Origin of the sequence: Streptomyces sp. NPDC004435 (assembly GCF_042873895.1) — a bacterium.
In the GTDB taxonomy this organism is placed as follows: domain Bacteria; phylum Actinomycetota; class Actinomycetes; order Streptomycetales; family Streptomycetaceae; genus Streptomyces.
Map to the genome: position 1 here is coordinate 113,844 of NZ_JBIAMB010000010.1, position 12,644 is coordinate 126,487.

8 protein-coding genes and 1 pseudogene are annotated in these 12,644 nt (G+C 71.7%); 2 read left to right on the forward strand and 7 right to left on the reverse strand.

Annotated elements, in window-relative coordinates; all coding sequences use genetic code 11:
• Positions 1-30: 30 nt before the first annotated feature.
• On the reverse strand, positions 31-528 hold the full coding sequence (locus ACFYT9_RS19750; protein WP_376597386.1) for an Lrp/AsnC family transcriptional regulator: 498 nt from the start codon (positions 526-528) through the stop codon (positions 31-33).
• Positions 529-587: 59 nt separating this feature from the next.
• Between ACFYT9_RS19750 and ACFYT9_RS19755 the strand changes: the two genes are divergently transcribed.
• Complete coding sequence (locus ACFYT9_RS19755; RefSeq protein WP_376597384.1) at positions 588-1,799, forward strand: trans-sulfuration enzyme family protein; 1,212 nt, start codon at positions 588-590, stop codon at positions 1,797-1,799.
• Here ACFYT9_RS19755 and ACFYT9_RS19760 read toward each other — a convergent pair.
• The 5 genes from ACFYT9_RS19760 to ACFYT9_RS19780 all read right to left on the reverse strand — a co-directional run bounded on the left by ACFYT9_RS19760 (position 1,726) and on the right by ACFYT9_RS19780 (position 10,742).
• The gene (locus tag ACFYT9_RS19760; protein ID WP_389165502.1) at positions 1,726-3,153 is read right to left on the reverse strand and encodes a GNAT family N-acetyltransferase; all 1,428 of its coding nucleotides are present in this window, start codon (positions 3,151-3,153) and stop codon (positions 1,726-1,728) included. The two genes, ACFYT9_RS19755 and ACFYT9_RS19760, sit on opposite strands and share 74 nt — an antisense overlap.
• Positions 3,154-3,241: 88 nt before the next feature.
• Positions 3,242-5,956, reverse strand: a complete 2,715-nt coding sequence (locus ACFYT9_RS19765; RefSeq protein WP_389165504.1) for a DUF6493 family protein — start codon at positions 5,954-5,956, stop codon at positions 3,242-3,244.
• A gap of 52 nt (positions 5,957-6,008) precedes the next feature.
• On the reverse strand, positions 6,009-7,376 hold the full coding sequence (locus ACFYT9_RS19770; RefSeq protein WP_389165829.1) for an SWIM zinc finger family protein: 1,368 nt from the start codon (positions 7,374-7,376) through the stop codon (positions 6,009-6,011).
• Between the two features lie 83 nt (positions 7,377-7,459).
• Positions 7,460-9,115 carry an alkaline phosphatase D family protein gene (locus ACFYT9_RS19775; protein WP_389165507.1) on the reverse strand — a complete coding sequence of 552 codons (1,656 nt, stop codon included), beginning with the start codon at positions 9,113-9,115 and terminating at the stop codon, positions 7,460-7,462.
• A gap of 154 nt (positions 9,116-9,269) precedes the next feature.
• A complete protein-coding gene (locus ACFYT9_RS19780; RefSeq protein WP_389165509.1) occupies positions 9,270-10,742 on the reverse strand; it encodes a PLP-dependent aminotransferase family protein in 1,473 nt (490 codons plus the stop codon).
• Between the two features lie 284 nt (positions 10,743-11,026).
• Here ACFYT9_RS19780 and ACFYT9_RS19785 point away from each other — a divergent pair.
• Positions 11,027-11,626, forward strand: a pseudogene (locus tag ACFYT9_RS19785) (EamA family transporter); the annotation flags it as partial.
• Positions 11,627-11,680: 54 nt separating this feature from the next.
• Here ACFYT9_RS19785 and ACFYT9_RS19790 read toward each other — a convergent pair.
• Positions 11,681-12,517, reverse strand: a complete 837-nt coding sequence (locus tag ACFYT9_RS19790; protein WP_389165512.1) for an alpha/beta fold hydrolase — start codon at positions 12,515-12,517, stop codon at positions 11,681-11,683.
• Between the last annotated feature and the right edge of the window lie 127 nt (positions 12,518-12,644).

The window sequence follows — 12,644 nt, forward strand, 5'->3', positions numbered from 1 at the left end:
CCGGCAGCCTCCCGTCACTCTCGGCAGACGTCACACGGCTGACAAGGACGGTCCCGCGCCCGGCGGCATCAGTGGTCCGCAGTCCCACTGCTGGAAGATCAGCCGGGTTTCGACCCGCGCCACCTCGCGTTGCGAGGTGAACTCGTCGAGGACGAGTCGCTGCAGGTCGGACGGGTCGGCGACGGCCACGTGCACGAGGTAGTCGTCAGGGCCGGTGAGGTGGAACAGCGCCCGGGACTCGGGCAGGGCCCGGATCCGGTCGACGAACGGACCGATCAGTTCCCGTCGGTGGGGCCGCACCTGCACGAGGAGCAGCGCCTCCAGACCGCGACCGAGTTTGGCCGGATCCAGTCGTAGCTGGTGCCCGAGTACGACCCCGGTGCGACGGAGGCGGGCGACCCGGTCCAGGCAGGTGGAGGGCGCGACGCCGACTTCGGCGGCGAGCTCGCGGTAGGTGGTCCGGGCGTCGTTCTGCAGAAGGCGGAGAATGTGCAGATCGACCGTGTCCAGTACGACAGATTCGGCCATCGGTCGAACGTAGCACGGACATTCGATGCTACTTCCGGGTATCGGTTCACAGTGCCGCCATGGACGCCATGGATCACGCCCCTTCGGCCACCCCGAGGGCGCTCGCCACCGAAGCCGTGCACGCCGGCCGGGAAGACCTCGCCGCGCTCGGGGTGCACGCCCCGCCGCTCGACCTGTCCACCACCTACCCGTCGTACGACGCCCGGGCGGAGGCCGCCCGCATCGACGAGTTCGCCGCCACCGGCGCGCGCCTCGAAGGCCCGCCGGTCTACGCCCGTCTCGACAACCCGACCGTGGCCCGCTTCGAGGAGGCACTGGCCCGACTGGAGGGCACCGAGGCCGCCGTCGCCTTCGCGAGCGGCATGGCCGCCCTGACAGCGGTTCTGCTGGCCCGTGCGAGCCAGGGCCTGCGCCACGTTGTCGCGGTCCGCCCGCTGTACGGCTGCAGCGACCACCTCCTGGACGCCGGGCTGCTCGGCACCGAGGTGACCTGGACCGACCCGGCGGGTGTCGCCGACGCGATCCGCCCGGACACCGGCCTCGTGATGGTCGAGTCCCCGGCCAACCCGACGCTGGCCGAGGTCGACATCCGGGCCGTCGCCCACTCCTGCGGCGCGGTCCCGCTCCTCGTCGACAACACCTTCGCCACCCCGGTCCTGCAGCGCCCGGCCGGACTCGGCGCGCGCATCGTCCTGCACAGCGCCACCAAGTACCTGGGCGGGCACGGGGACGTCATGGGCGGCGTCGTCGCCTGCGACGAGGAGTTCGCCCGCGAACTCCGTCGCGTCCGCTTCGCCACGGGAGGTGTCCTCCACCCCCTCGCCGGCTACCTGCTGCTCCGGGGCCTGTCCACCCTCCCGGTTCGCGTCCGGGCCGCCTCGGCGACGGCCGCGGAGCTGGTACGCCGGCTGGCCGGCGACCCCAGGATCGCCCGCGTCCACTACCCGGCGATCGGTGGCGCGATGGTCGCCTTCGAGGTCTACGGCGACCCGCACGAGGTGATCGCCGGAGTCCGGCTGATCACCCCGGCGGTGAGCCTGGGCAGCGTCGACACCCTGATCCAGCACCCGGCCTCCATCAGCCACCGCATCGTGCACGAGGGCGACCGCCGTGCCGCGGGTGTCAGTGACCGGCTGCTGCGGATGTCCGTCGGCCTAGAGGACGTCGAAGATCTCTGGCGGGACCTGACGCAGGCGCTCAGCGCTCGCTCTGCCGAGCCTGCCGCTGGGACCGCTCGGCCCGTACCGGTGCCGAGTCCAGCCGAGCGGTGATCACCAGGGTTCCCTCCTCGATCTGGTAGTCGAGGGGCAGGTTCAGCGCCCGCATGGCGGCGACCATGCCGGTGTTGGACGACTGCGTCACGGCGTAGACGCTATCGCAACCGGCCTCCTCGGCCATGGCCACGAGCCGGCCGAGGAGTTCGGAGCCGATCCCGCGCCGCTGCCAGTCGTCCTCGACCAGCAGGGCGACCTCTGTCTCGTCACCGTCCCACAGCAGGTGCCCGAGGGCGACGAGTCGTCCGGACGCTGTCTGTACGGCGAGGGTGCGTCCGAAACGCGGGCTGAGCAGGTGATCGAGGTAGCGGTCCGCGTCGCCGACCGGCCCGTGGTAGCGCAGGCTCAGCGTGCGTGCCGAGCAGCGGTCGTGCATCGCTCGCGCCGCCACGAGATCGCGCTGATCGGCGCGCCGGACGGTGATCTCGTTCCCTTCGGGAAGGGTGAGCACGTCCTGGCTGTGGGGCACGCGCGGCCCGAGTCGGGCGTCGAGTTCGACGAGCGCACGGGCCCGCGCGAACTCTGTCGGCGTGAAGGGAAGGTAGGGCCGTTCGATCAGGAGTGTGCCGCCGCTGGGGTCACGCAGTTTCATGACGGTCTCCTCGAGCACGCCTTCGACGGGTGCCTGCTCGCCGGTCGGGCGTCCGGTGAGAGACACGGCCGGAACGGAGTGCAGGGTGCACCTGCCGAGGAGCTGGCGGAGCGCGAGCGGCAGTTCGGCGGCGTCGAGGGCGGTACGCGTGGCGAGGCCGAGGACCCGGGTGGGTGTGTCCACCAGGTCGTGCGCGTCGGCCCGTTCGGTCCAGGGGTCGCGACCGCCCGCTGCTTCGATCTCCCTGGCGAGACGGTCGGCCGAGAGGTGGGCCGGCGCGCGGAGCAGGAACTCGTCGACCGTTCCCTCCGTCAGCGGGTGCGTCTGGAGCGTGAGGATGTCGACGCCGAGCCGCGCGAGCACCGTGCAGAGCGCGGCCAGGCTGCCCGGGGTGTCGTCGACCGTGGCCCTCATCCGCCACAGCACGGTTGCGACGACTTCCGCTGCCTGGTCCGACGCCGGCTCCGAAGGCTGTCCCACGTGCGCGTCCGGGATGTGCACGGTCCTGGGCGTCCCGGCGGACGCGGTGGCAGGTGGCGCATGACTGTGCCTTCGTGCCCACCACGTGTGGAATCCGGCGGTGGCGACCAGTGCGATCGCCGAGAACACCAGGAGGTACGGGCCCTCGGGACCCTTCACGATGGTCTTGGCGATCGTGTCGGCCACCACCACAGCGGTGAACAGGGCCGCGAGCTCGATCAGGTCGTGCCGCCAGTGGTGCGGGCGGCGGGTGCTCTTCGAAGACGTCACATCGGTCATGCCTTCACTGTGACCGAGAGGTGTTGCGTGATCACGAACGCTTTGTGACTGGCGGGTTAAGTGGCGATCTGGAAGATTTGCGACTGATTCAGGACGTTTCTGTCGTGCCTTGATCGGTGCCCTGGCGGAGTGCGTTCCTCAGCCGCTTGGACTGCGTCACCAGCTGTGACGTCCCCCGTGCCGAAGCGTGCCGATCGAGTCCTGCAAGCTCCCCGGTCGCTCCGCAGCGCTCCACACAGTCCGCCGCGATGGCCAGAAGCTCACCCAGACCGCGCATGGGCGTTTCCGCCTCGAGCAGCGTCGGCAGCGCCTCCGACAGGATCGTCCACACGGTCCCGTACGCACCGGTCGCAGCCGCGGTCCGGGCCGCGTCCGCGAGGCGGTTCGGCTTCATCGAGCGTTCGGCGAGGAGCCAGGCCAGATCCCTGCCCACCTGCCGGGCGTCGAGATCCCCTCGCGCGGCCAGCACGAGCAGCGCGTCCACGGCCCGGAGCCGATCGTCCGCGTCCCGGCAGCCGAGTCCGAACGCCAGCACCAGTGCGACCGCCCTGCCCACCTGTCCCTCACCCTCGGCGAGCAGGGTCAGAGGCCCGGTCACGTCACGTGCCGAATCGCCGTCCACCCCGCTCGCCATCGAGGAGAGCAGACAGGCCGCGAGCAACTCACGGTCGGCGGGAAGCAGCGTGGCCCAGCGCTCGGGGACCTGCTCCCAGTGGTAGCAACGACGGGCGTTCGGCAGCAGACCACCACCGAGCCAGTGGAACGTCCTCGGGAACTCCTTCCGGAAGTCCTGGCGCTTCGCCATCTCGACCAGGACCCGGTCCACGAGCCACCAACGCCCCGAGCCCTTCTCCTTCGCGCGGGGATGGAAGCGCACCGTCGCCTCCAGCGGGTTGCCGCAACGCAGCCACGCGGCCAGCCGCGCACCCGCCTCGCTGCCCAGGGCGTCCGCTTCGTCGGCCGCCTGACTCGCCGACGCGTCCTGCCGGCGCACCCGCAGCAGGGCATGGCCCAGATCCACCGGCGCCGGCTCCAGACCGGCATCGGCGTACTCCTTGAGCCGTCGCACCAGCTCCAGCGGGTCGATGCCCCCGGTGTGCCGGGTCGGGGTGGCCAGAAGCAGAGGCAGTGTCCCCCCACCGATGAGATGGGCGATCTCCCAGATCCGGGTGTCCTGCGTCACCTCCATCGCCCCGTGTACACAGGTCGTCATCGGTACGGTCTGGGTCCGCCCGGCTTCGACCCGCTCCCGCTGTACCTTCCCGACGAGCGCGGCGAGGACGCCGTCCAAGCCGCGTGAGCCGTGTTGAAAGAAGTCGACGTCGGTGTGTCCGGTGGGACCGCTCGTGTCCTGCCAGTACGCGTCGGAGAAGGCCTCCCGTACCCGCTCCGCCACGCCGTCCCGGTCCTGGTGCGCATGCCGTACCAGTCCGTCCAGCGCGCGCTCGAACTCCATGGCGCCGCTCGACCGCCGCTGCTGCACCAGCAGGTCTTCCACCAGCTCCTCCAGACACCCCTGCGGCCCCGGCAGGTACTGAGGCTCCGGCACGGGCGGAAGGATCTCCTCGTACGGCAGGAACTCGCGTTCCGCGATGCGGCGGCCGAATACCGCCTCCGCAGCGGACCGGTGCACGGGACCGAGGAGCGAGGCGGCCTCGGCAAGCCCATATCGTGTCTCGTCGTCGACGGAGTTCAGATGGCGAGCGACGACCTGCAGTGCGCGCTGCTGCATCTCCGTGTCGTCGTGGCCGAAGACGTCGGCCACCACCGGTAGCACCTCGGCCGCAAGTGCGGGATGCCTGGTGAGGACCTTGTTCACCAGTGACAATTGAGCCCGAAGCAGCTTCTTCTCTTGACGGAAGAGCACGCCTGCCGTCATCTCCGCGAACGCCCCACCCGGCAGCGCCCCCTCAAGTGCCAGTCCGGACAGAGTCTTCTGCGCGTATCCCGCGACCGGCGAGGTCGCGTCAGCGGTCATACCGATCCAGTCGGCGATCCTGTCCCGTCGCTCCTCCGCGGTCGGCGGTACCAACTGCAACAGCGCCAGGGGAAGCCGCAGGTCACGCTGGCGTCCGCCGCGAAGCAGACGCGAGACGCACAGATCGACCAGCTCCGCGCGGTCGAGCACTCCCTCCTCCGTCAGTGCGGCCAACGCTGTCGTCCAGTGCGTCGCGGCGCCGCTCGGCCCCGACCCGGTCAGCTGATCCGGTGTCTCCTGCATCGAGAGGGCGTGGGCGACCAGCACCGGAGTCTGCGGATCCGCCCGCAGGTTCTCCAGAAGCCTGCTGTCCGTGATCTGCCGCATCCAGCCGAGTACGTAGCCGTCCGTCGCCGGCACCGCGGCCCCGGATCCCTCCACCAGCCCTCGGATCAGGCCGTAGCTGTCCTCGGCGACCGCCGGCTTGGCCGCCAGTCGAAGCGCCACGTCAGCACGCCACGCAGGCGTCCGATCCGCGAGGACCCGCAGGGCCAGGACGCCGTTCTCGGTACGCCAGCTCAGCAGATCCCGTCCGCCCAGCCAGCCGGCGGCCGCCGCCGCACCGGTATGACAGCCTGCTCCCGCTACGTACAGTGCCCGCCGCACCCGAGTGGTCTCCTCCCACCGGTTCCAGTCCCAGGAACGCACCTCGGACCGCAGCGCCTTCAGTCGCCCCAACGCTTCCAGTCGCGCGGCGGCGTCCAGCGATTCCAGGAGTGCCGGAACCTCGGCTGCGCGCCCGGCGCGCACTGCTTTCATCAGAGCGTCGACGCCCCATTCGTCGCTCGTCGCGCTGAGTACCCCGGTATTCATCTCCGCCCCCATGCCTTCTGTGATTCGTCCTTCGCCGCCGCCGTTCGCGGCTCGACACCCGTCGTCATGCCGCCGACGCCACTACCGCTCCACGACGCACCATCCGTACCGCCAACGCGTGCTTGCACGGTCCGCGCTGGCCCCGGCTGTCCGTCCACCACGCGCACGTGCAGCTCTGCACCCCGTCCGTGACCCGCACGCGGTAGCGCCGTCCGCCCGAGACCACCGCCGCCAGCTCTCCGTCAAGACTCACGGCTCCTTCCTCGGCCAGCCGCCGGGCGGAGACGAGTCTCGGATTGTGCCGTTCGGCCCGGTCCGCTTCGTACGGGAGCTCCCGGTGGAAGTACGCGGCGTCCGCGACGTCGTAGCCCACCCGCCCGGCCGTGCCCAGCCGGGTCAGTGCGCTGCGCACCCGCTCACCGGTGAGGCCGGACTGCTCCGCGAGCTCGGCCGGATCGATCCTCGGCTCCCAGGCGAGGAGGACGGAGATCAGCTCTGCGTCCGCAGCGGCGTCGTCCGTGGCGAGCGCTTCCAGCACTCCGCCCTCCCCGGAGAAGCCACGGGCAGGATCGGGCGACAGGGCGAGCGTCAGCCGCATGCCCGGCAGGGCCACCTCCCAGGCGCCGGCCGTGGGCAGGCCGTCGGCAGTCGGCCCGTACACCCGAAGCCCCGTGGCGAAGCGCAGCACCCGCTCCAGAGCGACCAGCCGTTCGGGTCCCGGCAGGCATACGGCCCCGGCTCCCGGACGGAGCGTCGGACGCAGTGTCCGGCCGGACTGGACTACCCACAGCGGCGCCCGACCGCGGCTCTGCGAACGGGGCAGCCCGCGCAGGAACCGAACGGCTTCCGAGCCGGTCAGCTCGGCCCGCAGGTCGAACCCCGCCGAGGCGACCTGCGCCTCCGCGAAGCCGCGAAGCCAGCGGTCCGGCAGAGGAACCCTCTTCTCCACCACCGATCCGCCGAGCGTGGTGACAGCCATCTCGTCGGGGCCCACCCGCAGATGCATCGGATCGTCACCAGTCATCCGGGAAAGCGCCTCGCGCAGCGGATCGTTCACATCGACGTTGGTGGTGCCATGGCCCGTCTCCGCGCCGCCCAGGCCCTCGTCGAGCACGTCGAGCCGCGCGTACACGCCACCGCAGCCGGAGAAGGACTCGAACCGCAGTCGGTCCCCGTTCCCCGTCACGACCGGATCCAATGAGCCCGGTCTTGTCCGTTGGTGGTATCGGGCCCGAGCCACGTCGGCCACCGCCAGAAGACCGCGCGCGGCGATCTGAGGCGCGGCCAGGAAACCGGCGAAGAAGCGGGGGTGTGCCTCGGCCCCGCGAGAGGTGAGGCCGCCGGCCGTCTCCAGGCAGAGGAGTCGGCCGGAGGCGGTGGACTCGAGGAAAGAGGGGCGCGCGTAAGCCAGCGCCTGTACGGATCGCGTCATGGAAACGACCGTAGAGCCTGCCGCCGACATCCCGCTCAATCCACAGGCCGTCTGTGGATAACTCCGTTCGGAGGTCAGAGGCGCTACTGTCCGACGAGGCCCGGTCGCAGCACCTTCGTGAACAGCACGGAGTCGTCATCCCCTCGCAGACGAACCGTCAGGTCACCACTCCCTCCGTCGATGTCCACCTCGCCGAAGTACTGCGGGCTCTCCATCGGCGACACGTTCGCCCGCTCGGGCGCCCGGACGAACACGCGCTCCGGCCCGAACGTCGAGTCCAGCTTGTTGGCAGGAAACCCTCCCGCGGCGAGTGGACCCGACACGAACTCCCAGAAAGGAGCGAAGTCCTGGAAGGCTGCCCGCTCCGGCGCGTAGTGCTGCGCCGAGGTGTAGTGGACGTCCGCCGTCAGCCACACGGTGCCGGTGATCCGACTGTGCTTGACGAAACGCAGCAGCTCGGCGATCTGGAGTTCTCGTCCGAGCGGCAGACCAGGGTCACCTTGTGCAATCGCCTCGAAGGCGACGGAGCCGTCCGGGACGACAAGCCCGATGGGCATGTCGGCGGCGAGAACCTTCCACACCGCCCGCGATCGCGCGAGCTCCCGCTTCAGCCAGGCCAGTTGCTCGGCGCCGAGAATGCCGGTGGTGTCGTCTGCCTGCCGACCGGGCGAGTTGGCGTTGCGGTACGAGCGCATGTCCAGCACGAAGACGTCGAGCAGCGGCCCGTACCGCACCACCCGGTGCATCCGGCCCTCTGCGCCGGTTTGGGCATCTGCCCTGAGCGTCGAGACGGGGAAGTACTCGGCGAAGGCGCGTGACGCGCGGGCCGCGAGCACGTCCACGTTCTTCTCCGCATAGCGTGCGTCGTCGAGGATCTGCCCCGGGTACCAGTTGTTGCGCACCTCGTGGTCGTCCCACTGCACCACCGCCGGCACCTGGGCGTTGAAGGCCCGGACGTTCCGGTCGAGCAGGTTGTAGCGGAAGTTGCCGCGGTACTCGTCCAGCGTCTCGGCGACCTTCGCCTTCTCCGGCGTCATCAGATTGCGCCAGATCCGTCCGTCGGGGAGCGTCACCGTCGGCTGGAGCGGACCGTCGGCATAGACGGTGTCCCCGCTGCACAGGAAGAAGTCGGGGTCGAGACGGCGCATGGCCTCGAAGGCGCGGAATCCGCCGATCTCCTGGTTGATTCCCCAGCCCTGGCCCGCGATGTCCCCGGACCAGAGGAAGCGCACGCCGTCGCGACGCCGCTCCGGAGCCGTGCGGAACGTGCCGATCACCGGCTCGCCCGTACGACGCGGATCGTCGATGTCGGCGAGGACGACCCGATAGTGGATCTGCTCACCGGCCGGCAGTCCCCGCAGGAACGCCGATCCCGTGAAGTCCGTACCCGCCCCCAACAGCGGTCCACGATGCCGGCGGACCCTTCGGAACGATTCCGTCGCCGACGTCTCCACGATCATCCGGGCAGGCCGGTCGGACCGGGCCCACACCAGCCCCGAACGCGCCGTGACATCGCCGGTCTGTACGCCCCACCGCGCCTCGGGGCGACCGGCCAGGGCGAAGGCCGGCGCCACGAAGCCTGCGCCGCCCAGTGCCAGTCCGGCGGAGGCCGCGAGCGAGCCGCGCAGCACACTGCGACGTGCGGGCGTGGCGGGCGTGGCGGGCGAAGGCGGCGAGAGAGGGACGGCGGGGCGGGAACCGGACGGGTTCGAGGACATACCGGGCGGGTTCGCGGACATGTGGCCTCCGGGAGCGGGTCGGGTCCGACACGTCGCCGTGGCGGCGACGCCAAGGTCGGCTGTCGGCGCGAGTGTTCGCGCCCGACCCTGCCTAGTCGCCCGGAGCAGCGGTCGCGCGAACCCCGCGTGAACAGAACACCCCGGCCGCCTGGCGTCAGCCCAGGGCCATTGCCGTCCGGCCCAGCCCCGCCCCGATGGCCGTAGGCGTCAGATGCGCGTATCCGATGACGAGCCGTACGGCACCGTCGGACGGCCGGGCCGTTCCGTACTCCTCCAGAGCGCGCAGGGAGACGCCGACACGCGCCGCCTCCGCCAGGAAGCGTTCCGCCGGCCCGTATCGCGCGGGGACGCGCGCGATGACGTGCAGTCCGGCAGCGATGCCCGTCACCGACGTCCCCGGGAAGTACTTCTCCAGCGTGGCCAGCAGAGCGTCCCGCCGCTCCCTGTACACGCGCTGGCAACGACGCAGCTGCCGGTCGTAGCCCCCGCCCGTCACCATGAACGCCAGCGCAGCCTGGTCGAGTGCCGGATGGCCCAGGTCCATCGTCCGCTTCCGCTCGACGACCTCGTCCGTCAGGCTTTCCGGTACGACCATCCAGCCGAGCCGCAGCCCTGGTGCGAGCGACTTGCTCACCGAGCCCGTGTACACGACCCGCTCGGGATCGAGCCCCTGAAGCGCGCCGACCGGCGCCCGGTCGTATCGGAAGTCGCCGTCGTAGTCGTCCTCCAGGACGTATCCGTCCACGGACCGTGCCCAGTCCAGGAGCATGCCGCGCCGCTCCGCAGACCACGCGATTCCGGACGGGAACTGATGCGCCGGCGTCACCACCACCGCCCGCACCCCCGCCTGCGTGAGCGGCTCCGGAGACAGCCCCTCCTCGTCGAGCGGCAGCCACACGGTCTCCAGGCCGGTCGACGCGAAGAGCCGAGCGTGCTCGGGGCTGCCGGGATCCTCCACGCCCACCCTCCCGTGTCCCCGTGTCCGGAGCACGAACCCGAGCAGCGTCGCCGCCTGCGCCACGCCCGAGCACACCACGAGCCGATCGGGGTCGACCACGACGCCCCTGCGCCGGGTGAGCATCGCCGCGAGCGCGGAACGCAGTACCGGCAGTCCGCGCGGGTCCGGATATCCGAGCGCCTGGTGCGGCAGCTCGGCGAGCACCGCGCGCTGCGCCGCGGCCCAGGCCGCGCGCGGGAAGAGCGACAGGTCGGGGACGCCGGGCCGGAAGTCGACGGTCGCGCCCGAGTCGCACGGCTCCGACCCTTCCGGAGCCCGCGGACCGGGCGCTGGCGCCGCGCGCGCCGTGCGGACCGCGTCGCTCACCCACGTACCCGAGCCCCGGTCGCTGCGGAGGTAGCCCTCCGCCGTCAGTTGCTCGTACGCCTCCGTGACCAGGCCGCGGGAGACCCGCAGGTCCGCGGCGAGCGCGCGGCTCGACGGCAGGCGAGTGCCGGAGGCCAGTCGCCCCGTCCGGACGGCCTCGCGCAGGGCTTCCTGCAAGGCGCGTCCGCGCCGGCGTGCCGGTGCCGCCGCGGCGGGAAGCAACAGCTCCCAGGCCGGCTGCGCGCCGCTGTCCCGGCCCGCCCGCTGTGGCGCCGCACCAGAAGTGGTCCCCGATGGCGTCATGAAAGTGGACCTTAACCCGGACCGCCCTGCTCCCTAGCGTCAGGACCATGAACGCGAACGCCCTGCGCGGTGTCCTGCTCGTCACCCTCGCCTACGCCCTCGTCGGCGCCTCCTTCACAGCCAACGGCCTGCTCGGCGACTACCCGTACGCGGGTGGGCAGGCACTCCGTTACGGTGCCGCCTGTCTGCTCCTGCTCCCTCTCCTCGGCCGCGGTGGACTCGCTCCGCTCCGGCTCCTCGGTTTCGGCGCGTGGGTACGGATCGCCGTCCTCGCGGGGGTCGGCATGGTCGGCTTCAACCTGGCCGTCCTCGCCGCCGAGCGCACCGCCGAACCCGCCGTCCCCGGAGTCGTCGTCGGCTGCGCCCCGATCGTCGTCGCCGTCCTCGTCCCCCTGCTCGAAGGGCGCAGGCCCGCGCGGCCCGTGCTGTACGGGGCCCTGCTCGTCGCCGCCGGCGCCTTCACCGTGCAGGGGTGGGGGCGCACCGACCTCGCGGGGCTCGGCTGGTCGGTGGCGGCGCTCGTCGGCGAGGTCGGCTTCACGGTGCTCGCTGTGCCCGTGCTCCGGCCGCTCGGCCCACGGCTGCTCACCGTCGCCGTCTGCGGGGTGGGTGCGGTGGAGGCGACGCTGATCGGGCTCGTCGTGGACGGGTCCGGGTTCGTGCGGATGCCGACGGGGGTGGAGGCGGGCGCGCTGCTGTGGCAGACGGTGCTCGCGACCGCCGTCGGTTTCGTCCTCTTCTACATGGCGGTCCAGCGGATCGGTATGGAGCGCGCCACGCTCTATACCGGCGCGATCCCTGTGGCGGCAGCGCTCAGCGCCGCCGCGGTCGGGGAGGCGACCTTCGGTCTGCCGCAGGCCGTGGGCGGGGTGCTCGTCGGAGCGGGGGCCGCGCTCGGCACCGGACTGCTCACCCGGCGGAGGAAGGCGGCGGCCGGTTCAGTCGGCGGAGCTGCCGTCGAGGAGCACGCGGGCGACGAGCGCGGGGTCGTCGTTCATCGGGACGTGACCGCAACCGGGCAGCCGCACGAGGCGGGCGCCGGGGATGGTCTGCTTGGCGCGGACGCCCTGGCGGCGCAGCAGCAGTCGGTCCCGGGTGCCCCAGGCGACGGTGACGGGCAGGGACGGGATGTCGTCGCGGAAGAGGACGTTCCGGCCCGCGGCGAGGGTCTGGTGGAAGCCGGTCGCTTCACGCAGCGCGAGCGTTTCGGCGACGACCGCATCGGGTGAGCGGCGGCCGGGCCGGGCGTAGATGGTGCTGGTGAGGGCGGTGCGTCCGGCCGGGGTACGGGAGAGGCGGTCGATCAGGGGGACGGGAAGCGACAGGGCCGCGCCGCGCATGGCGCGCAGGGTCCCGAAGGCGTACCGGCGCTCGCTCTCGGTCCAGAACCCGGCGGGGGAGAGGGCCGTGACCGAGCGGACCGCCTTCTCACGGCCGAGTTGGAGGGCGAGCAGCCCGCCGAGCGAGTTGCCGGCCACGTGCGGCCGCTCGATGCCGATGGCCGCACAGAACGCGGCCAGCACGGGCGTGACGGTCGTCAGGTCGTAGGCGCAACCCTGCGGGAGCCCGTCGGACGCGCCGAAGCCCGGCAGGTCCACTGCGATCACGTCGCGTTCCGAGGCCAGGACGTCGAGGACCGGCTCCCACGCCTGCCAGTGGTGGCCGATGCCGTGGAGGAGGAGCAGCGGCGCGCCCGAGCCGCGGCGCTCGTACGTCAGGGATGTGGTGCGGCGACCCAGCGGGGTCTCGAACTCGAACGCGATCCGTGCCGGCATGGAGGCTCCCTCGTACATCCTCTTAGACGTCCCGTCAGCAAGGATTACCCGTCGGTAGCTGCGAGTTCAAGAGTCCTGCGGGAAGTGGTGCCGCCGGATCCCGCCCCGGGGCCGCACCACTCCCCCC

Bases quoted from the DNA above. Each gene is read 5' to 3' on its own strand.
- ACFYT9_RS19750 (WP_376597386.1), bottom strand. From the start codon at position 528: ATGGCCGAATCTGTCGTACTGGACACGGTCGATCTGCACATTCTCCGC.
- ACFYT9_RS19755 (WP_376597384.1), top strand. From the start codon at position 588: ATGGACGCCATGGATCACGCCCCTTCGGCCACCCCGAGGGCGCTCGCC.
- ACFYT9_RS19760 (WP_389165502.1), bottom strand. From the start codon at position 3,153: ATGACCGATGTGACGTCTTCGAAGAGCACCCGCCGCCCGCACCACTGG.
- ACFYT9_RS19765 (WP_389165504.1), bottom strand. From the start codon at position 5,956: ATGGGGGCGGAGATGAATACCGGGGTACTCAGCGCGACGAGCGACGAA.
- ACFYT9_RS19770 (WP_389165829.1), bottom strand. From the start codon at position 7,376: ATGACGCGATCCGTACAGGCGCTGGCTTACGCGCGCCCCTCTTTCCTC.
- ACFYT9_RS19775 (WP_389165507.1), bottom strand. From the start codon at position 9,115: ATGTCCGCGAACCCGCCCGGTATGTCCTCGAACCCGTCCGGTTCCCGC.
- ACFYT9_RS19780 (WP_389165509.1), bottom strand. From the start codon at position 10,742: ATGACGCCATCGGGGACCACTTCTGGTGCGGCGCCACAGCGGGCGGGC.
- ACFYT9_RS19790 (WP_389165512.1), bottom strand. From the start codon at position 12,517: ATGCCGGCACGGATCGCGTTCGAGTTCGAGACCCCGCTGGGTCGCCGC.